This window comes from Kamptonema animale CS-326 (assembly GCF_028330895.1).
In the GTDB taxonomy this organism is placed as follows: domain Bacteria; phylum Cyanobacteriota; class Cyanobacteriia; order Cyanobacteriales; family Microcoleaceae; genus Kamptonema; species Kamptonema formosum.
In genome coordinates this window covers 1-19732 of record NZ_JAQMUA010000486.1, presented here as the reverse complement: position 1 = coordinate 19732, position 19732 = coordinate 1, and the positions used below count along the sequence as shown (strand labels likewise).

Sequence of the window (19732 nt, the reverse complement as noted above, 5' to 3'; positions counted from 1 at the left end):
GATGGGGGAGATGGAGAGGATGGGGAAGATAGGGGAGATGGGGAGGATGTGCAATTAGCAATTAGCAATTAGCCATTAGCCATTAGCCATTAGCCATTAGCCATTAGCCATTACCAATTACCAATTACCCATTAACAGTTGACAGTTAACAGCTAACAGTTAACAGTTAACAGTTAACAATTAACAATTAACAATTAAATTATGTCCGCCGACGAACTACAAAACCTTCTAGACATCGCCACCGAAGCCGCCCTCGCTGCTGGAGCCGTACTGCAAGCATATTGGGGCAAATTAGAAGAAATTCAAGAAAAAGGCCGTCCTGGTGATTTAGTCACAGAAGCAGATAAAGCCGCCGAAGTCGCCATCCTCGATGTACTCCGCCGCCACGTACCCACACACGGTATTCTCACCGAAGAATCCGGCTCCCTCGGCGACAGAACCAGCAAATACCTCTGGGCGATCGATCCTCTGGATGGCACTACTAATTATGCTCATCAATATCCCTTCTCAGCCGCCTCCATTGGACTACTAATTGACAACGTGCCCCAAGTCGGCGCGATTTTTGACCCCTTTCATAACGAGCTGTTTCGAGCCGCTACTGGCTTAGGAGCAACCCGCAACCGCCGCCCTATCCAAGTCTCCCAAATCTCAGAATTGAGCAAAAGCTTACTCGTAACTGGCTTTGCCTACGATCGCCACGAAACAGCAGACAATAACTATGCCGAATTTTGTCACCTTACCCACCTCACCCAAGGCGTGCGGCGTAGCGGTTCCGCCTCCCTCGACCTCGCCCACGTTGCCTGTGGTCGCTTAGATGGATACTGGGAGAGAGGACTTTCACCTTGGGACATGGCCGCAGGTATAGTGATACTCTTAGAAGCAGGAGGTCAAGTCACAGCTTATGATGGCAGCCCCCTACAGATTAACTCCGGTCGGATTTTGGGCAGCAACGGTCGCATTCACGACCAGATCCGCGATGCTTTGCAGCGGGTTCCTCCCCTATCATCGTGGCCAAATCTTCCCCAGGAAAGCGATCGATCCTAAGCGATCGCCCATAAGCGATCTTTGCTTCCTTTTAGTTCTTAATTCGATTTTTCATTAAAATTTTAATTCTTCATTGAATCTTTATTTTTTAGTTCTTAATGTTTAATTTTTGAAGTTAGATTAAAGGTATAGTGGAAAGCGAGGGAAGGATAGAAATATCATGTCTATTCAAATCACAAAAGGGTTGTTCAAATTTGACTTCACAGATCAGCACGCCATTCTGGGAGTTCCCCTGGATGCTGAGTTTAACGATATCCGCAAACGGTATATGAAAATAGTTCGCCGCTTGCACTCAGATACTTGTCCCTTTGAAAGTCAAGCAGAGAAAAACAAAGCTAATGAGTTTTTGTCAAAAGTGGTTAATCCCGCTTATAACAAATTTTCCAAAGAAAGCGATCGCAAAGAATATGGTCTGCTAGTGGACATGATTGCCAAACGCGCCGTCAAAGAACAAAAAAACCTGCACTTTGAAAGCGAAGCAGCCAAACAGCTAACTACGGCCAAAGATTTTCAGGAAGCTTACAAAAAAGCACTCACCGAACTTGCTGAGAAACAATACGAATCCATGAGCGACAGCCTGGATATCATCGCTCAAATCAGCGAGCTGAATATGGTTTACCTACTGCGGAAAGAACAAAAAGGCCCAGTAGCAAGTCAGGCTCAGCCGGCTCCAGCGGCAACAACCCCTGCTTCAGCAGCACCGAAAGCCCCAGCCGCAGCCCCGAAAGCCCAAGACTCATTTGTAGAGCAAGCTTGTCGCCGCGTTGAGGGGTTGATGTCTACTAAAAACTACGCCAAAGCAATTTTGGAATTAAAAGAAGCTTTAAATCGCGAGCCCAAACATAGTAAAGGCCATGCCTTACTAGGGATGTGTTATTTAGAGCAAAAACAGGCAACAATGGCAAAAATTGAGATTAAAAAAGCCTTAGAATTAAATCCCGAAGAACCTACGGCCTTAGAAGCCAAGAAAAAGTTAGAACAAGCAACAGCACAGCCAGCGACGGCGACGAAGGGCCAAAAGCCTGGAGCCAAACCCCAGGCCAGCACTGGAAAATCAGCATCTGGCAAAAAAACCGATCCACCTAAAAGCGGCGGATTTTTCGGCGGCTTGTTCGGCGGCGGTAAGAAGAATTGAGAGGGGGAGACGGGGAGATGGGGAAACTGGGAGACTAGGAAACTGGGAAAATTTTGCCTGCTTTCTGTGTTAGTTTTTTTGCCTTCTTAACTTCTAACTTCTAACTTCTAACTTCTTCCTTCTTCTTTCTTCCTTCTTCTTTCTTCCTTACTTGCCAATTACCAATTACTAAAATCCTCTAGAATGGTTCATCAACCTCCTTCGGGTGCAAGGGATCTACTGCCCCTCGATGTTGCCCAAAAAATCTCAATAGAACGCCGCTTGCAGCAGGTTTTTCACCGCTGGGGCTATCACCGAATTATTACCTCTACCCTCGAACGGTTGGATACTTTAATGGCCGGTGGAGCCGTTCAACGTTCAACGGTAATTCAGTTACAAGATGCTGAAGATGGCGAACTCGGCTTGCGGCCGGAGTTGACGGCTTCCATTGCTAGGGCGGCCGCAACGCGAATGGTGGACAACGCAGCTTGGCCGCAGCGCCTCTACTACAATGCTAATGTCTTCCGTAAAGGGCGGGGATTTGGTGGTCACGGTAGCCAGCAGGAATTTTATCAAGCTGGCGTGGAATTACTCGGCGCTGGCGGTGTAGCGGCGGATGTGGAAATTTTGCTGTTGCTGTGCGAGTGCTTGCAGAACTTGGGACTGAGTGGGTGGCATTTGGTTTTAGGAGAAGCTGGCTTGACAGCGAAGCTGCTCGATCCCTTTCCGGTGCAGGTGCGAGATCGGGTGAGGAGTGCGATCGCAAATCTTGACCGTATTGCCCTAGAAACGTTGCCTCTGTCCCCAGAACTCCGGGAAAGGGCATTTTTGCTGTTCGACCTTCGAGGCCGTCCACAGGATGTGCTACCAATAGTTGCTAACCTGGATTTAGATTTATCGCAGCGAGAAGCGGTAAATAATCTCAAATCTCTTGTCGATTTGCTCAATGAATGTCAATCTAAAACCGCTCTTCCCCTTGGTCAGAGTCAGGAGAGTACATTCCAAATCCATCTTGACCTCAGTTTGATTCAAACATTTGACTACTACACTGGTATTGTGTTTGAAATTGTTAGCAATACTGAGGGAGAACAGCGAGTTTTGGGACAGGGCGGACGATACGATCGACTGTTGGGACTTTATCATCCCGAAGGGGATTCTTACCCAGGAATCGGGTTTTCATTTAATATTGAAGACTTGCACTATATTCTGTTAAATACTGGAGAATTGCCCAAGGAAACGCCTGGGAGTGATTGGTTAGTAATACCGGAAACACCCCAAGCTTATGCAGCGGCGTTTTCCTATGCTCAAAAACTTCGAGAGTCTGCTCCTTTAGTCCGAGTTGAAGTAGATTTAGAAGGGCGGGAAACTGCCGAGGAAGCGCGGGAATATGCTCGCAATCGCCGTATTAGTCAAGTTGTCTGGATTAACGCCGCAGGCTTGCCGACTATTGAAACCGGGACTTAGCTAATGGTTAACTGTTAACTGCTAACTGTTAACTGCTAACACTAATAATTAACCACTAACCACTAACAAGTAAAGGAAATATGCCCCATACTATCGTTACCAATATTTGCGAAGGCGTTGCTGATTGTGTAGACGCTTGTCCCGTTGCCTGCATTCATGAAGGGCCTGGCAAAAATGTTAAGGGAACTGATTGGTATTGGATTGATTTTCAAACTTGTATTGATTGCGGGATTTGTCTGCAAGTCTGTCCAGTAGCAGGGGCAATTGTTGCTGAAGAAAGGCCAGAATTGCAGCAAACTCCTAGTTGATTTTAGTAGGTAGGACTTTTAATCCGAACTCCGGCAAATTACTTAGGATCTGTCTTTATTTTGCAATGCTGTGCTGCGCTAGCAATGACATCGCAACCGCCAAGATAGTTAGGGCATTCTTAATTGCTTAGGACTTACGCTCATGGCTCCAGAAACCGGGTTTTTGAGAGCATCTGTGGGTAAAAACGAAGTATTTTCGTAAAAAACCCGGTTTCTTTGGTTGGTGCGTAAGTCCTGTTGCTGAAGCCCTTGTTTTTATTGCCTTCTTCCTTTTTCTTTCTTCCTTGGGTTATCAAATATGGTTATAAAAGTTACTGCTAACCATTTGCAAGCTATCCAGGCTCATGCAGAAAACACTTATCCTGATGAGTGTTGCGGTTTTTTGATGGGAGAAATCGCTGGGGATGTGAAAATCTTGGTAGAAGTTTGGCCAACTGAAAATGCTTGGAACCCAGAGGTGGCGGAAGCTTTGCCAGAGATGGAATGCGGGGATAACCTAGAGCGTAGCAGGCGCGATCGCTTCGCCATTGCGCCGTCTGCGATGTTAAAGGCGATGAAACAGGGGCGCGATCGCCATCTTAGCATCATCGGCATTTACCACTCCCACCCCGAACATCCAGCCATTCCCTCCGAGTGCGATCGCGCCTTAGCTTGGCCGCAATACTCCTACATCATAGTCTCAGTTTACCAAGGCAAAGTCCAAGACCTCCGCAATTGGAGCCTTGACGGAGAGGGTAACTTTCAATCAGAGGAAATCATTACCCTCGAATCAACTCAGGTTAAGAAATAATTAGGAAAACTAAAAATAGCCAAAGCAATGCCAAACATTGAGATATGATATTAGATTGAGCTGCGCTACACTGACTGCCATGTTAAATCCGAATCTAGGCGAAATCCAGCTAAAATTAGAAGAATACGAGCGCTATTCGCGCCATTTAATCCTCCCAGAGGTAGGGCTAGATGGGCAAAAGCGCCTCAAAGCTGCCAGCGTTCTGTGCATCGGCACTGGTGGACTCGGTTCGCCACTGTTATTGTACCTTGCTGCTGCTGGCATCGGGCGCATTGGCATCGTAGATTTTGATATAGTAGACACTTCCAACTTGCAACGGCAGGTGATTCACGGAACATCTTGGGTAGGAAAACCAAAGATTGAGTCTGCTAAAAATAGGATTCAAGAAATCAATCCTTTGTGCCAGGTTGACTTGTACAACACTCGTCTAAGTTGTGAAAATGCTCTCGATATCCTCGCACCTTATGATGTCATCGTCGATGGTACTGATAACTTCCCGACGCGCTATTTGGTGAATGATGCTTGCGTATTGCTGAACAAGCCAAATGTTTACGGTTCTATCTTCCGATTTGAAGGCCAAGCTACTGTTTTTAATTACCAAGATGGCCCCAATTATCGCGATTTGTACCCAGAACCGCCGCCCCCTGGTATGGTTCCTTCCTGTGCAGAAGGCGGTGTTTTAGGAATTTTGCCGGGAGTTGTTGGCTGCATTCAAGCAACAGAAACTCTCAAAATTATCTTGGGTCAAGGTAAGACTTTGAGCGGTCGGTTGTTGCTTTATAATGCTTTGGATATGACGTTCCGCGAGTTGAAACTGCGACCGAATCCGGTGCGGCCTGTGATTGAAAAGTTGGTTGACATAGATATCGTCTGCGACATACCTCCTCGGGGCGATGAACAACCGATAGAAATTCCAGAGATGACTGTTAAGGAACTTAAGGAGTTAATTGACAGCGGCGCAAGTGATTTTGTGTTGTTAGATGTTCGCAATCCTAACGAGTATGATATTGGGAAGATTCCAGGTTCGGTATTAGTGCCTTTACCGGATATCGAAACTGGCGGCGGTGTTCAGAAGGTTAAGGAATTGTTGAACGGCCATCGGTTGATCGCACATTGCAAAATGGGTGGGCGATCGGCAAAGGCGTTAGGCATCCTTAAAGAAGCTGGAATTGACGGCATTAATGTAAAGGGTGGAATTACTGCTTGGAGTAAGGAAGTTGACCCTTCTGTGCCTCAATACTAAATTTTGTTAACGGTTAACTGTTAACTGTAAGTTGGGGGAAGCACTAGCCAAACCCAACTCTTTTTTAATTAAAAATATCACTGACATATTCCTCAAATTGATAAATCCACTCATAAATTTCTGTCAGAGTCATCTTAGCATCTCTTTTAGGTTGCCATCCAGTAGCAGTAATCACTTTGCGGGAGTCTGTAATAAAAATAGGAACATCGCCGATGCGGTTTTCTACAATAGGATCGATCGGAACTTTATGCCCCGTAATCTCCTGGCAAAGCTGAGTTGTTTCATAAAGCGAAAGCGTGTTATTTATCCCACCACCAACATTAAAAACTTCTCCTTTTAATGCTTCTAAATTGTCAATTTGTAAATCTATCAAGTCTAGTAAATCTGCTATGTGTAAAAAGTCTCTGACTTGTTTACCTGTGCCTCCATAACCGATGTATTTTAAGGGTTTTTGGAAGTAGTGAAATGCAATCCACAAGGCAAAAATACCTTGATCGACTTTGCCCATTTGCCAGGGGCCAGTAAGGACTCCACAGCGATTAATTAGAGTTCTCAATCCGTAAGCATCAGCATATTCAGTAATAAGTAATTCTGAGGCTAGTTTGGTCGCTCCGTAGAGAGAGCGAGCTTTATCTAAAGGAAATTCTTCAGAAATACCGTGACTGGATGCACCTGATAAAGACTGTTTTTCTGTGAGGTGAAAGCGCGTTTCTGCTTCTGTAAATTCCATAGCATTGAGGTAAGCAATGGGATAAACTCGACTTGTAGACAGAAAGATAAAATCTGCCTGAGTTTGACGAGCTAATTCTAAACAGTTAATGGTTCCTACTAAGTTAGTTTGTAAGACATAACCAGGAGCAGCATATCCTGCTAAAACTGATGGCTCGGCAGAGCATTCTAAAATTAAATCGGGTTGTAGTACCGCTGGGTCTAAATCTTCTGTATTTCGGATATCACCATGAACAAACTCAATACCTGCTTGCTTTAGCCGGGGTAAATTTAATTCAGAACCCCGTCGCTTTAGGTTATCTAAAGCCGTAATTTGCCAGTCAGGATAACGTTGAGCTAGTCCCAGACCAAGAGAACTGCCTACAAATCCAGAGCCGCCAGTAATCAAAACTCGTTTATTCATAATGAAGATCGATCATCTCATTTTTTTGAGGCTATTTAATTCAGGTTGCTTGCGAACATAATCTCCTCTAGAAAGATGTTTTTCTAGCCAAATATAAAGTACCACAAATAAATAGCGGCTTCCCATTTCTTTGATTTTTAGCTTAGATACACCTGTTTTACGATTTTGCCATCTGATCGGGATAATTGTGTAGGAATATCCCCGAACAATTGACTTAAGAGGCATTTCAACTGTCAAGTTAAAATGATGAGATAGAAGAGGATAAATACCTTCAATTACTTCTCTGCGGTAGGATTTAAAGGCATTGGTTGTGTCATTCAGCTTCAATCCAAATAGAATTTTAATAAATAAATTAGCTAAACGGTTTATGAGCAATTTGTGAGTGGGATAATCAATAACTTTACCACCTTTGATGAATCGAGAACCAAACACACAATCATAACCTTCTTGCAGTTTATAATAGTAATCAATAATATTTTCCGGGGCATCAGAATTATCTGCCATGACAATGGCTACAGCATCTCCTTGAAAATTCTCTAATCCGCAGCGAACAGCGAAACCAAAGCCGTTAGGCAAATAATTATTTATATAACGTACTTTACTATTTTGAGAAGTTAGCTGCTGCAATAATTCTTCGGTGCGATCGCGGCTGTTATCGTTAACTATTATAATTTCGTAATCAATCTTTTTTTCTTCTAGTAATTGGGTAATGGATTGGACAGTTTCGACGATACAACCTTCTTCATTGTGAGCGGGAATGACAATCGAGAAAACTTTAATTTCTGTTGACTTTTCAGATTGATATTGTCTGGGTTGAGAAGAGCTGTTTTCCAATGCAGGAGCCAAACCTTCTGGACAATATATTTCTGAAGAAAAATCGGGTAGGTTCTTAGAAGATTGAACGGGAGATTTAAAGACTAATCGATCGCTGATTAAATAATTGATAGACGCACTTAAAAATACACCTACCAAGGTATTGATTATGTAATTGAGTTTTAACCAATCCAATAAAGGAAATACAAGGAAGATGCGAACAATGACAGAAGTGCCAGCCGAGAGATGGTACAAGGGAATTTGTCGCCACAATACTTCTCGAATAGTCCACGCACCTCCTGGCCAAACCCAAATCCGATAGATGAAAAAACTCGCTAACAGCGAAAATTCAATTGATATTACATTCGCGATATTGCGTAAAACTGGCGTATTAAATCCTAGTTTTTCAATTATCGAAGATATGATAAGTATGTTTATTGTTGCTGCTACGCCACCACCGATCAGAAACTTAAAAATTTTTTGCTGAAATAGCTTTTTTAACATAAGAGAAAAAAACAAAAATTACCAAGCATTCAAGAAAGTAGTTGTTTTGTTATTTGTAGTTGTTATTTATAGTTATTATTTTGTACGATATCGTATCATAACCATACTCATAATGTCGCTCGTAAGATTTATGACTTTTTGTAAGCTTATATTACTAAATGTAAAAAAAATACCATGTTTGATGAAAAATTCAGTGAAAAACATCAATTATTGAGGGCTGAAGGCTAAAAATTGGCGACGGGGAACTCGATCGGGGCTTTTGTCTTCGGGATCTGTAGGCGCGATCGCACCCTGGAAAGATGATGCCAAAAAAATCAGCGCCAAATGCGATCGCCACTACAGACTAGGGATCGATCGAGATTCAAAGATCCAAATATCCTTTGCTTGCTCTCCCAGTTTTTTGCACGCTGAGTTAATCTAGTTAAACATTGAACGTTTTCTGAAAAATCACATGACGGCAACAGTTGTCCAGTTAAAGCACGAAGTCAAAGACTTGTCCCTTGCCCCCTTGGGAAAACAACGCATCGAATGGGCCGGCCGGGAAATGCCCGTTTTGGGGCAAATTAGAGACCGTTTCGCCAAAGAAAAACCCTTTACTGGCATCCGCTTAGCCGCTTGTTGTCACGTAACCACCGAAACGGCCCACTTAGCGATCGCCCTCAAAGCCGGAGGCGCTGATGCTGTCCTCATCGCCAGCAACCCGCTGAGTACCCAAGATGACGTAGCCGCAAGCCTTGTAGCCGATTATGGCATACCAGTATTTGCCCTCAAAGGCGAAGACGCAGCCACCTATGAACGCCACGTCAATATTGCTCTAGATCACCGCCCCAACATCATTATCGACGATGGCAGCGACGTAGTTGCTAGTTTAATCCAACACCGTCAAAACCAAATTTCCGACCTGATCGGTACCACCGAAGAAACCACCACCGGGATCGTCCGCCTGCGGGCCATGTTCCGAGACGGCGTGCTCACCTTCCCCGCAATGAACGTTAACGACGCGGATACCAAGCACTTCTTTGACAACCGCTACGGTACCGGTCAATCTACTTTAGATGGCATTATCCGCGCTACCAACGTGCTGTTAGCCGGTAAAAATATTGTAGTTGCAGGCTATGGCTGGTGTGGCAAAGGCACTGCACTCCGGGCTCGCGGTATGGGTGGAAACGTCATCGTTACCGAAATCGATCCGATCCGCGCGATCGAAGCTGTCATGGACGGTTTCCGCGTCATGCCGATGGATGAAGCCGCACCAGTGGGAGATTTATTTATCACAGTTACCGGCAATAAACATATCATTCGCAGCGAACATTTCGACGTAATGAAAGACGGCGCAATGGTTTGTAATTCCGGCCACTTTGACATCGAAATTGACCTTAAAGTTTTAGGTGAAAAAGCTACTGAAGTACGGACTGTACGGCCTTTCACTCAAGAGTATCGCCTTAAGAATGGCAAGTCAGTAATCGTACTCGGTGAAGGACGTTTAATTAACTTGGCTGCTGCGGAAGGACACCCCAGTGCAGTAATGGATATGAGCTTTGCTAACCAAGCTTTGGCTTGTGAATATCTGGTCAAGAATAAAGGCAAATTGGAAGCTGGTATTCATTCTATTCCTGCTGATGTTGACAAGGAAATTGCACGGTTAAAGTTGCAAGCAATGGGGATTAATATTGATACCCTGACTCCTGCACAAATTGAGTACATGAACTCTTGGACTTCTGGCACATAATTGTTAGCGGTTAACTGTTAACGGTTAACTGTTAACGGTTAACTGTTAACGGTGTCATTGCGACAAAGCGAAGCGATCGCAGGTTTGTGTGACTTCTCTTTTCAGCGCTAATTTCTCTAGTGTCATTGTGAGCAAAGCGAAGCAATCGCTGGGCCATTGAGATTGCTTCGGGCTTAGTTTGCTTCACTACGTTCGCAACACCTCAGATTGCATTAGCAACCAACTTAACAACCAACAACTAACCACTAACCACTAACAATTAACTAAAAAAAATGTCTGAGTGGATAATTAATACAATGCAATCCTTGGGTTATCTAGGAATTGGACTATTGATGTTTCTAGAAAATCTTTTTCCGCCGATTCCATCGGAATTAATTATGCCATTCGCAGGATTCACAGTCGCGAAAGGAGATATGCAGTTTGCACCTGCGATCGCGGCCGGAGTAATTGGTACTGTCTTAGGGGCTTTACCCTGGTACTATGCAGGTAAAATCTTAGGCGAAGAACGTTTGCGAAATCTGGCTGATAAATATGGCAAATGGATTACAGTATCCGGCAACGATATTGACAAAGCTGATAGGTGGTTTAAGCGTCACGGTACTAAAGCTGTATTTTTATGCCGTCTTGTACCAGGAGTTCGTACTTTAATATCCTTACCCGCTGGCATTAATAATATGCCCTTAGTGCCATTTTTAATCTACTCAACTCTGGGCACTACTTTATGGGTGAGTTTCCTCACTTTTATGGGATATAAATTAGCAGATCACTATGATTTAGTTGATGAATATTTAGGCCCTGTTTCTAAGATTGTAGTGCTTTCTCTGATTATTTGGTTTGTAATTTGGGTAGTGAGGAAGAATATGCGGAAAGAGTAAATAGGGGAGAGATTCATTAATTTTACTTGATTTTTTAAATAGAGGTTCTTATGAAACTGACCTACGATCCGAGATACAATGTTGCTTATATTTACCTGAAAGAAAAACCAACAGAGGTAGAAACAGTTCAAGTTAGCGGAGAATTAAATATAGATATTGCTCCCGATGGAACTATTTACGGAATAGAACTGCTCAATGCTAATCAGCAATTAGGAGGGGATAGTCAAGGTAAATTAATAGTAATTAATGAAGCTTTGGGAGAATCTTCAGAAATTAAACTAGCACTTTCACCTTAACTAGAATACAAGATAATGATTTTTCTGCTGTCTATGCTACAAATTACAAATAAAATCTCAAATAAATTGTTGATATCTATTTCCCAAGTCGTGACACAATAGAAAACATTGCTATCCACACTTTCTAAGTATGTACGAAAAAATTACAGCCCCTACAACTGGTTCTAAAATTACATTCAAAGATGGGGAGCCCATCGTCCCTGACGACCCAATTATTCCCTTCATTCGCGGCGACGGGACGGGTGTTGACCTTTGGCCTGCTTCCCAGAAAGTTATGGACGCTGCGGTAGAAACAGCCTATGGTGGTAAGAAAAAAATCAATTGGTTTAAGATTTATGCCGGTGATGAAGCTTGCGAAGTTTACGGTACTTACCAATATTTGCCCCCCGATACTAGCAATGCAATTAAAGAATATGGTGTAGCAATTAAGGGGCCATTGACGACTCCTATCGGCGGCGGTATTCGTTCCTTAAACGTAGCTTTGCGGCAAAATCACGATCTTTATTCCTGCATTCGCCCTTGTAAATATTATCCCGGAACGCCTTCGCCGCACAAAACTCCTGAGTTGCTGGATGTGATTATTTACCGGGAAAATACAGAGGATATTTACCTGGGGATTGAGTGGAAAGAAGGCAGCGAAATCGCCAATAAGTTAATTGCATTTTTGAATAATGAGTTAATTCCGGCTACGCCTGAACATGGGAAAAAACAAATTCCTCTGGATTCGGGAATTGGGATTAAACCGATTAGCAAAAAAGGTTCTCAGCGGTTAATTCGTCGAGCGATTAAGCACGCTTTGCGGTTGCCAAAGGCTAAGCAACAAGTAACTTTGGTGCATAAGGGCAACATTATGAAATACACTGAAGGTGCTTTTCGTGACTGGGGTTACGAATTGGTAAAGAGTGAGTTTCGTAATGAGTGCGTGACTGAGATGGAGTCTTGGATTCTGAGTAATAAGGAACGGAATCCTGAGATTAGTTTAGAAGATAATGCCCGTCAGATTGAACCGGGATATGATGCTTTGACCCCTGAAAAGCAAGCCAAGATTTGCAAAGATGTTGAGGAAGTTCTCTCGGCTATTTGGGAAAGTCATGGCGATGGGAAGTGGAAGGAAAAGATCATGGTCAATGACCGGATTGCTGATAGTATTTTCCAACAGATTCAAACGCGGCCAGCGGAGTATTCGATTCTGGCGACGATGAATTTGAATGGTGATTATTTATCGGATGCGGCGGCCGCTATTGTCGGCGGTTTAGGTATGGGGCCGGGGGCGAATATTGGGGATGAATGTGCAATTTTTGAGGCGACTCATGGGACTGCACCTAAACACGCGGGTTTAGATAAGGTTAATCCTGGTTCGCTGATTTTGTCGGGGGTGATGATGTTAGAATATCTCGGTTGGCAGGAGGCGGCCGATTTGATTAAGAAGGGTTTGGCGGCGGCGATTTCTAATGGTGAAGTGACTTATGATTTGGCGCGAATGATGGAACCGCCTGTCCCTGAGTTGAAGTGTTCGGAGTTTGCGGATGCGATTATTAAGCATTTTGGTTAACTGTTGACTGTTAAGGCAGGAGTATATTTTTGCCTAGTTTGCGGGAATCGGTAGGTGTAAATTTTGGGGTATCAAATTTTTCGGCTGTAATGCAACTGCTGTAAGGGTTTGATGCCTCTTACTTAAAAAAACGATTCCCGCAATGGCTGCAACCTTTACAGGGTATGGATTTGAGGATAAGATCGCAGGAGGGTATTGACAAGTCGATGGCTGGAATGATACTTTTAGATCAGATTCCCGAAACCGCACCTTGAAAACTAAATATAGTAAGGCTTTCAGAAACCGTCAGCCGCAATTAAACTAAATCCCTATTAGGGATTGAAACGGCAAAGTCGAATATGCCCCAAGCTCGGTATCTGGCGGGCCGCAATTAAACTAAATCCCTATTAGGGATTGAAACGATTTCTCTGAATTCACTTCCTCCAAAGGCAACGGCTTTAAGCCGCAATTAAACTAAATCCCTATTAGGGATTGAAACTTTTCGGTGTAGGGGTTGCTAGATGTAACACAATCGCCAAGCCGCAATTAAACTAAATCCCTATTAGGGATTGAAACACGAATCAGCTAAAAGATGTTGTCGAAGACAGGTCTAGGCCGCAATTAAACTAAATCCCTATTAGGGATTGAAACATGAGGAGTTAGTTTCTGAGCTCAATAATTTGGCGGGGGAAACTGCCGCAATTAAACTAAATCCCTATTAGGGATTGAAACGTCTCCTTCCTAAAATTTAATTTCTCCCAAATTTGGGGGCCGCAATTAAACTAAATCCCTATTAGGGATTGAAACATTATCATTTTTGCTTCTGCCCATCCTGCTTTTTTCGCCGCAATTAAACTAAATCCCTATTAGGGATTGAAACTAGTTGGCGGTTGCACCGCCACTCCCCCTTTCTCAGAGGGCCGCAATTAAACTAAATCCCTATTAGGGATTGAAACTAAGTACCAGATTTTGTAATTTCTTGGCGGCGGGCCGCAATTAAACTAAATCCCTATTAGGGATTGAAACATACGCGCGTATGCGCGATCCTTGTCTTGATACGCCGCAATTAAACTAAATCCCTATTAGGGATTGAAACTGATTGTCAAGGATTCTATTCATGGGTTTTATGCTGTGCCGCAATTAAACCAAATCCCTATTAGGGATTGAAACGGGTCAACGGTCGGGCCGAAGATAGTTGGGCCGAAAGCCGCAATTAAACCAAATCCCTATTAGGGATTGAAACTATATGAAATTGACAAGCACCCACAAAATCCACCGCCGCAATTAAACCAAATCCCTATTAGGGATTGAAACGAGAAATCCCGTGATAGCGGGGCTTCGTGGCTCAAGCCGCAATTAAACCAAATCCCTATTAGGGATTGAAACCAACAGTTTTCAATGCAGAAACTTTTTACGCTGCCAGAGCCGCAATTAAACCAAATCCCTATTAGGGATTGAAACTTGTGATTGCGATCGCATTCCGACCGAGGATATTAAATGCCGCAATTAAACTAAATCCCTATTAGGGATTGATTTTCAACTGCATAGGCAATCTCATTTTTTAGGGCTTACGCAATTGTCACACTCTAATCTACTTTTAGGGTGCGTCAGACACGGGAATCGATCGAAATCGTCAGGGTTTTAGCGTCTGACGCACCCTACTAATTGTGCCAGTTGCCTCAGTTCTGTCATTATTTTGTTAATCAAACATCTAACAACAACCCCCACCACTATAATGCCAAGTCGAATCAGTAATTAACACCCGATCCTGGATTAATGCCCCTAACTTCCCAGCAGTTTTATCGCACACCGCCGCAGGAACTCCCCGCTGAAGTATATGACCGGCTCCATCATCAAAAAACTCTTCTAACCCGTTATAAATTGCTGTTTTACCCGTAAACACACAGGCCCCATCATCGGGAATTGATACCTTAAAAGACACAGAATCCAGACTTTCTAAAAGCAAATCTGCATCTAAATTATAACTCACCCGATCCAATAAACGATAAGGTCGCCGCGCCCTAATTTCCACTTGACCAAAACCCACATTAATCAGGTGTTGCACGTATTCATCATAAGTCAAAGCACCGGACAAACACATCGCCCGCAATCGTTCATCGTCTCTCAAATGTTGGGGAATAGGACGAGTAGCAATCGGATCGCTCATTAACAAGCGACCACCTGGTTTTAATACTCGATAAGCTTCTTTTAAAGCTTTAGTTAAATCCGCAGGTTCAAAGATATTAAATAGACAATTTTGAGCTACTACATCGACAGAAGCATCTGCCACTGGTAAAGCGAAAGCATCGCCTTCTCGAATTTCGACAAAACTAGGGTCAAACCAATCATTATCTTGAGCAGCCAGTTGCAAGTTACGATGAGCAACTTCTCGCATGGCGGCTACAGGTTCGACAACAATAACTCCAGCTTTTCGCCGGGAAAAATAAGCAAACTGCAAGGCTTCTAAACCGCCGCCAACACCAACATATAAAACTACTGGTTTACCTACAAGTTCCGCCGCGTGGACGGTAGTACCACAGCCATAATTCATCTCTTGCATTGGCTGAGGAATGATTAATCCTGGTAATTGCAAAGGACTACTTTGAACGCAACAAAGTCCAACTTGGGGAGTTTCTGCAACTTCACTATAAAATTTTGCCGCAGTTTCAAGATAGGTCATAGTTAATTTTTCTCTAAATTACTTCTCTTGTATATCTTGGCTAGATGGTGCTTCTTTCACTCGTGTTTTGATGCGATTTTGAGTATAAGGACGGCGCAGTAAAGTAGCTTTCTCAAGTTTCTTAACTCCGCTGAGAACTCCTAATGCAAAAACTGTTCCAATTAAGCTCATTCGCCACAGACCGCAACCTGCGGCTGCTCCTAATCCAGCCGCTAGCCAAATTGTAGCAGCGGAAGTTAACCCCTTAACTTGTGTTCTACCAAATTTATTCTGATTTTGTTGCAGAATAATTCCGGCTCCTAGAAATCCTACTCCTGTGGCGACACCTTGGAGCGTTCTGCTGATAGCATTGGCAGAGGAAGAGGTGTTTTCATTGTCGATTTGCAAAGGAATCATGACAAATATGGCTGCACCTAAGCTTACAATCATAAAAGTTCTCAATCCTGCGGGTCTACCGGGTTGCTGTCGGTTAATGCCGATCGCACCGCCGACCAGTAGAGCTACACTGAGCCTGAAAGTTATACTTTGCCAATCGCTAGAATTGAAAAATATTGAATTCATTACTCACAAAACTACGGTTAGTCACTTTGCTGACTAGGGATTAAGGTTAATTATAGATTAAATTTAGGTTAAATTCAACAAATCGCGATCGCTATTAGTCTCAGTTGAGGACTTACGCACGCAGTACAGCAGCCCTCTGAGCGATCGCAATACCGCCCAGAGAGCTGCATTACATAGCTGGTATACTATCCGTAACGCCTAATTCCTGGCGGTTCTTTGACCTCCCAGAGGCCGGCGTTACGTAAGTAATGCCTAAGTCCTATATTATTTACGTATTTATTTTCTCAAATAATTATCTTATGTCATCTACCATTAGTATTGCCGTTGTAGGTACTGGCTTCGGTCAAAAAGTACATTTACCCGCATTTCAAGCACATCCACGAACGGAAGTTGTAGCTGTTTATCATCGAGATTTAGATAAGGCGAAGGCGATCGCATCTGCTAACAATATACCTTATGCTGCTAATACGATAGAAGATATAGTGGCTTTGCCTGAAGTCAAGGCAGTGGCAATTTCAACGCCACCATTTTTGCATTCTGAAATGGCACAAATAGTATTGGAATCTGGCAAGCATTTGTTACTCGAAAAGCCAACAACTTTAACAGCAAGTGAAGCTAGAGAATTGTACCGAATGGCAAGATCAAAAGCTTGTACTGCAACGATGGATTTTGAGTTTCGGTTCATCCCCGCTTGGCAAATGCTAGCAGAATTGTTGGCAGAGGGATATGTAGGAGAAAAGCGGTTAATTAAAATTGATTGGTTAGTATCGAGTCGCGCCGATGCTTCTCGCCCTTGGAATTGGTACGCGCAAAAAGAAAAAGGCGGCGGTGTTTTAGGGGCGACGGGTTCCCATGCTTTTGATTATATTAGTTGGCTTTTTGGCGCGATTCGGCGGTTATCGGGGCAATTAATTACAGGCATTACCTCGCGTCCAGATCCCAAAGATGGCGGTAAATTAAAAACTGTTGATGCTGATGATTCTTGTACTTTAATGTTAGAATTAGCAGACGGAACGCCTTGTCAAGTTTGTCTGAGTTCTGTTACTTATCAAGGGCGCGGGCATTGGGTAGAGGTTTATGGAAGTAATGGAACTTTGGTTTTAGGTAGCGATAATCAACAGGATTATGTACACGGTTTTCGTCTGTGGGGAAGTAAAGGAGGAGAATCTTTAGCAGAGATTAAAGTTCCTGAAAGGTTAGAGTTTCCTCAAGTTTATCCTGATGGTAGAATTGCCGCATTTATGCGGGTAGTCGATAAGTGGGTTGAGGCAATAGATGCTGGCCAATCATTAGTTCCTTCTTTGAAAGAGGGGGTTTATTCTCAGTTGTTAATGGATTTGACCCACGAATCGAATGTAACTGGGACTTGGGTAGATGTGCCAGATTTAGATAAGTTTTTGGCTGGTGGGTAATATTACAGCACTTTCCAGGTAAGTGAAGTACATAGCAACCGGGTTTCTGGTGCGAAAACCGATTTCTGGCGACAAATCCAGAAGAAACCCGGTTTCTGGGGTCTTCCTGCAATATCGAGATGTTCCCAAGTTATTCCCCTTGCCGCCGACAGCAGGCAGTCCATAACTGCGATAGAATGGAAAATACTGACTTTATTTAGGGATACCAGAACAGTTCATGGCTAAAAAGAGCATGATCGAGCGCGAAAAAAGACGGCAGAAGCTCGTAGATAAGTACGCCGCCCAGCGGGAAGACCTCAAGGAGCAATTCCGTGTCGCAGGCTCGCAGATGGAGAAAGTTGCTATCCATCGCCAAATTCAACAACTACCCCGGAACAGTTGTCCGACTCGCTTGCGGAATCGCTGCTGGGCAACGGGACGACCCAGAGGTTATTACCGGGACTTCGGCTTATCTCGGCACGTCATTCGCGAAATGGCTCACCAAGGTCTTCTTCCAGGTGTTGTCAAGTCAAGCTGGTAGTTTGGCTTGGGAAGAGGGGAAGGGAGAATTGCTGGCTTTTTAACTCAAAACTCAAAACTCCCCATCTTCCCTATTTTTCCCATTTTCTTTCATTGTCCGCAGCAGCGATCGATTCCCAGACTATCGAGGAGTAGGTCGCTGACAGCATTTGCGATCGCAAATTCGCCATAAAAACTCTTAGAAAAGTCAAAGGCCCGCATTTCCGTAACGATCGCAATTACCAAAGAACCCAAATCATTCTCACCCTCCATCCGCTGGCGGACATAGATTTGGGCCGCTCTTTGGGCAATTTGGTAATTAACGGGTTCTGGTAGAAACTCGGAATCAAGCCATACCTGCAAGCTTTCTTGCAACCATTCCCCTTCCTGCTGCGGATTTTTGGCAGGAGGTAAGGTAATCGCATTTATCGGTTCAGACATTGACTGCAACCATCGGGTTAGGAGTAACAAAGGAGTAAAGTTAACAGTTAACAGTTAACAGTTAACAATTAACAAACTATTGTGCAGCTAAAGTAACAATCGGCATTTTTTCATCTTTCCCTGTCATTTGAGCGTAAAAGTGAGTCATCTGCTCTTTAATCAACTCTGCCAACATTTTATTAACAGCAGTAATTGCTGGGTTGGAGTTGAGTTTGTAACAAACTTGATAATCTTTATGTCTTTGATAAGAACGAGTAGATTTATCAAAAAGTTTAGTAGATTTTGTTTCTACAAACACTGAAGGATCGGGATGACCGTACCAATAAAGGCGATACAAGTGAGCGGCCTCACTAGGAGTGAAGATCAGCATATCTTCGTTGCTGCCCGCAAGGTGTAAAATATAAACATTGTTTCTCTTTTTTATTTGGAAGTAACCCCAAGTTTTCTCAGTTTTATCGAGAAGTTTTCTTAAGGTACTCTCCAGCATCGGGCAAGCATCAAAACTTTTCATAACGCTTTTGCAAGCTACAGGACGACGTTAAACAGATAAACTTACTGAAACGTATAATCAATTATACCAGTGAATGGCGATGCAGCTAGATATTGACTCAATCATCCACGGATATGCAGCCGGCTATTTCCTGATGGCAAATGAAGGTGAAGATAGTTTAAATTGGTATTCCAGCAGAGAGCGATCGCTAATTCCCTTAGATGAGCGCTTTACCTATCCGCGATCGCTCCGCCGTTCCCTCAATCAAAATCGCTTCACAACCGCCGTTAACCGCGACTTTAAGGCCGTAGTTGAAGGTTGCGCCAACCGCGAGGAAACCTGGATTTCCCCGCAACTCAAGGAAATTTACCATGCTCTCAACCAAGCAGGCTGGGCCTACAGCTTCGAGACTTGGCAAGGCGATGAACTCGCAGGCGGTATTCTGGGAATTGTCATCGGCGGCGCATTCATTGGTGAATCTATGTTCTACAGGATTCCCGAAGGCTCAAAAGTAGCGATGGTGAAATTAGTAGAACGGCTGCGCGATCGCTCTTTTGTCCTCTTTGACGCGCAGATGACTAACCCCCACCTAGAAAGATTTGGCTCTTACATCATCAATAACAAGCAATACCAATCTCTACTAAAAAAAGCCTTACAGCGTCGGTGTTCCTTAATATGATCTAGCAGCTAACTATATTTTATCCGTCATTGCGAGTGATATTTTATCTGTCATTGCGAGCGAAATTTTATCCGTCATTGCGAGCGAAATTTTATCCGTCATTGCGAGCGAAATTTTATCCGTCATTG

The 19732-nt window shown here is 43.6% G+C and carries 21 protein-coding genes and 1 CRISPR repeat array; of the genes, 13 read left to right on the top strand and 8 right to left on the bottom strand.

Features of this window, described 5'->3' with window-relative positions:
• Positions 1 to 201 precede the first annotated feature (201 nt).
• The 6 genes from PN499_RS28420 (at position 202) to moeB (ending at position 5963) form a co-directional block, all read left to right on the top strand.
• Positions 202 to 1044: an inositol monophosphatase family protein gene (locus PN499_RS28420; RefSeq protein WP_272036860.1), complete on the top strand. Its 843-nt coding sequence runs from the start codon at positions 202 to 204 to the stop codon at positions 1042 to 1044.
• Between the two features lie 160 nt (positions 1045 to 1204).
• Positions 1205 to 2179, top strand: a complete 975-nt coding sequence (locus PN499_RS28415; protein WP_272036858.1) for a J domain-containing protein — start codon at positions 1205 to 1207, stop codon at positions 2177 to 2179.
• A 183-nt stretch (positions 2180 to 2362) separates the two neighbouring features.
• The gene (locus PN499_RS28410) at positions 2363 to 3622 is read left to right on the top strand and encodes an ATP phosphoribosyltransferase regulatory subunit (RefSeq protein WP_272036856.1); all 1260 of its coding nucleotides are present in this window, start codon (positions 2363 to 2365) and stop codon (positions 3620 to 3622) included.
• A gap of 80 nt (positions 3623 to 3702) precedes the next feature.
• A complete protein-coding gene (locus PN499_RS28405) occupies positions 3703 to 3930 on the top strand; it encodes an indolepyruvate ferredoxin oxidoreductase subunit alpha (RefSeq protein ID WP_272036854.1) in 228 nt (75 codons plus the stop codon).
• A 298-nt stretch (positions 3931 to 4228) separates the two neighbouring features.
• The gene (locus PN499_RS28400; protein WP_272036852.1) at positions 4229 to 4720 is read left to right on the top strand and encodes a M67 family metallopeptidase; all 492 of its coding nucleotides are present in this window, start codon (positions 4229 to 4231) and stop codon (positions 4718 to 4720) included.
• Positions 4721 to 4799: 79 nt separating this feature from the next.
• Positions 4800 to 5963: a molybdopterin-synthase adenylyltransferase MoeB gene (gene moeB, locus PN499_RS28395; protein WP_272036850.1), complete on the top strand. Its 1164-nt coding sequence runs from the start codon at positions 4800 to 4802 to the stop codon at positions 5961 to 5963.
• Between the two features lie 64 nt (positions 5964 to 6027).
• Here moeB and PN499_RS28390 read toward each other — a convergent pair whose 3' ends face one another.
• A complete protein-coding gene (locus PN499_RS28390; protein ID WP_272036848.1) occupies positions 6028 to 7095 on the bottom strand; it encodes an NAD-dependent epimerase/dehydratase family protein in 1068 nt (355 codons plus the stop codon).
• Between the two features lie 12 nt (positions 7096 to 7107).
• Positions 7108 to 8412 (bottom strand): glycosyltransferase, encoded by a 1305-nt coding sequence (locus PN499_RS28385; protein ID WP_272036846.1) that lies wholly within the window; start codon positions 8410 to 8412, stop codon positions 7108 to 7110.
• Positions 8413 to 8863: 451 nt separating this feature from the next.
• Here PN499_RS28385 and ahcY point away from each other — a divergent pair, with 451 nt between their 5' ends.
• Positions 8864 to 10141 carry an adenosylhomocysteinase gene (gene ahcY, locus PN499_RS28380; protein WP_007358449.1) on the top strand — a complete coding sequence of 426 codons (1278 nt, stop codon included), beginning with the start codon at positions 8864 to 8866 and terminating at the stop codon, positions 10139 to 10141.
• Positions 10142 to 10172: 31 nt separating this feature from the next.
• Here the strand turns inward: ahcY and PN499_RS28375 are convergent, their stop codons facing one another.
• On the bottom strand, positions 10173 to 10328 hold the full coding sequence (locus PN499_RS28375) for a hypothetical protein (protein ID WP_272036844.1): 156 nt from the start codon (positions 10326 to 10328) through the stop codon (positions 10173 to 10175).
• Positions 10329 to 10413: 85 nt separating this feature from the next.
• On the opposite strand from PN499_RS28375, the gene PN499_RS28370 reads away from it, so the two are divergent.
• The 3 genes from PN499_RS28370 to PN499_RS28360 all read left to right on the top strand — a co-directional run bounded on the left by PN499_RS28370 (position 10414) and on the right by PN499_RS28360 (position 12864).
• Positions 10414 to 11016 (top strand): DedA family protein, encoded by a 603-nt coding sequence (locus tag PN499_RS28370; protein WP_272036842.1) that lies wholly within the window; start codon positions 10414 to 10416, stop codon positions 11014 to 11016.
• A gap of 50 nt (positions 11017 to 11066) precedes the next feature.
• Entirely contained in the window at positions 11067 to 11312 is a 246-nt protein-coding gene (locus PN499_RS28365; protein ID WP_272036840.1) for a DUF2283 domain-containing protein, read from the top strand.
• A gap of 130 nt (positions 11313 to 11442) precedes the next feature.
• A complete protein-coding gene (locus PN499_RS28360) occupies positions 11443 to 12864 on the top strand; it encodes an NADP-dependent isocitrate dehydrogenase (protein ID WP_272036838.1) in 1422 nt (473 codons plus the stop codon).
• A 118-nt stretch (positions 12865 to 12982) separates the two neighbouring features.
• Here the strand turns inward: PN499_RS28360 and PN499_RS29720 are convergent, their stop codons facing one another.
• From PN499_RS29720 to PN499_RS28350, 3 genes are all read right to left on the bottom strand, one after another.
• Positions 12983 to 13066 (bottom strand): YgiT-type zinc finger protein, encoded by an 84-nt coding sequence (locus PN499_RS29720; RefSeq protein ID WP_417063904.1) that lies wholly within the window; start codon positions 13064 to 13066, stop codon positions 12983 to 12985.
• Between the two features lie 86 nt (positions 13067 to 13152).
• Positions 13153 to 14379: a CRISPR direct-repeat array (repeat unit 37 nt; unit sequence GCCGCAATTAAACTAAATCCCTATTAGGGATTGAAAC).
• A gap of 175 nt (positions 14380 to 14554) precedes the next feature.
• A complete protein-coding gene (arsM, locus tag PN499_RS28355; protein WP_272036836.1) occupies positions 14555 to 15523 on the bottom strand; it encodes an arsenosugar biosynthesis arsenite methyltransferase ArsM in 969 nt (322 codons plus the stop codon).
• Between the two features lie 18 nt (positions 15524 to 15541).
• Positions 15542 to 16084, bottom strand: coding sequence for an MgtC/SapB family protein (locus tag PN499_RS28350; RefSeq protein ID WP_272036834.1), 543 nt, complete (start codon positions 16082 to 16084; stop codon positions 15542 to 15544).
• Between the two features lie 299 nt (positions 16085 to 16383).
• Here PN499_RS28350 and PN499_RS28345 point away from each other — a divergent pair, with 299 nt between their 5' ends.
• Both PN499_RS28345 and rpsN read left to right on the top strand, forming a co-directional pair.
• A complete protein-coding gene (locus PN499_RS28345) occupies positions 16384 to 17496 on the top strand; it encodes a Gfo/Idh/MocA family protein (RefSeq protein ID WP_272036832.1) in 1113 nt (370 codons plus the stop codon).
• A 217-nt stretch (positions 17497 to 17713) separates the two neighbouring features.
• Positions 17714 to 18016, top strand: coding sequence for a 30S ribosomal protein S14 (rpsN, locus tag PN499_RS28340; RefSeq protein ID WP_007358441.1), 303 nt, complete (start codon positions 17714 to 17716; stop codon positions 18014 to 18016).
• Positions 18017 to 18105: 89 nt separating this feature from the next.
• Here rpsN and PN499_RS28335 read toward each other — a convergent pair whose 3' ends face one another.
• Together PN499_RS28335 and PN499_RS28330 are read right to left on the bottom strand one after the other, a co-directional pair.
• On the bottom strand, positions 18106 to 18435 hold the full coding sequence (locus PN499_RS28335) for a hypothetical protein (RefSeq protein WP_272036829.1): 330 nt from the start codon (positions 18433 to 18435) through the stop codon (positions 18106 to 18108).
• 76 nt (positions 18436 to 18511) lie between these two features.
• A complete protein-coding gene (locus PN499_RS28330) occupies positions 18512 to 18946 on the bottom strand; it encodes a hypothetical protein (protein WP_272036828.1) in 435 nt (144 codons plus the stop codon).
• 79 nt (positions 18947 to 19025) lie between these two features.
• Between PN499_RS28330 and aat the strand changes: the two genes are divergently transcribed.
• On the top strand, positions 19026 to 19604 hold the full coding sequence (aat, locus tag PN499_RS28325; protein ID WP_026103797.1) for a leucyl/phenylalanyl-tRNA--protein transferase: 579 nt from the start codon (positions 19026 to 19028) through the stop codon (positions 19602 to 19604).
• Positions 19605 to 19732 lie beyond the last annotated feature (128 nt).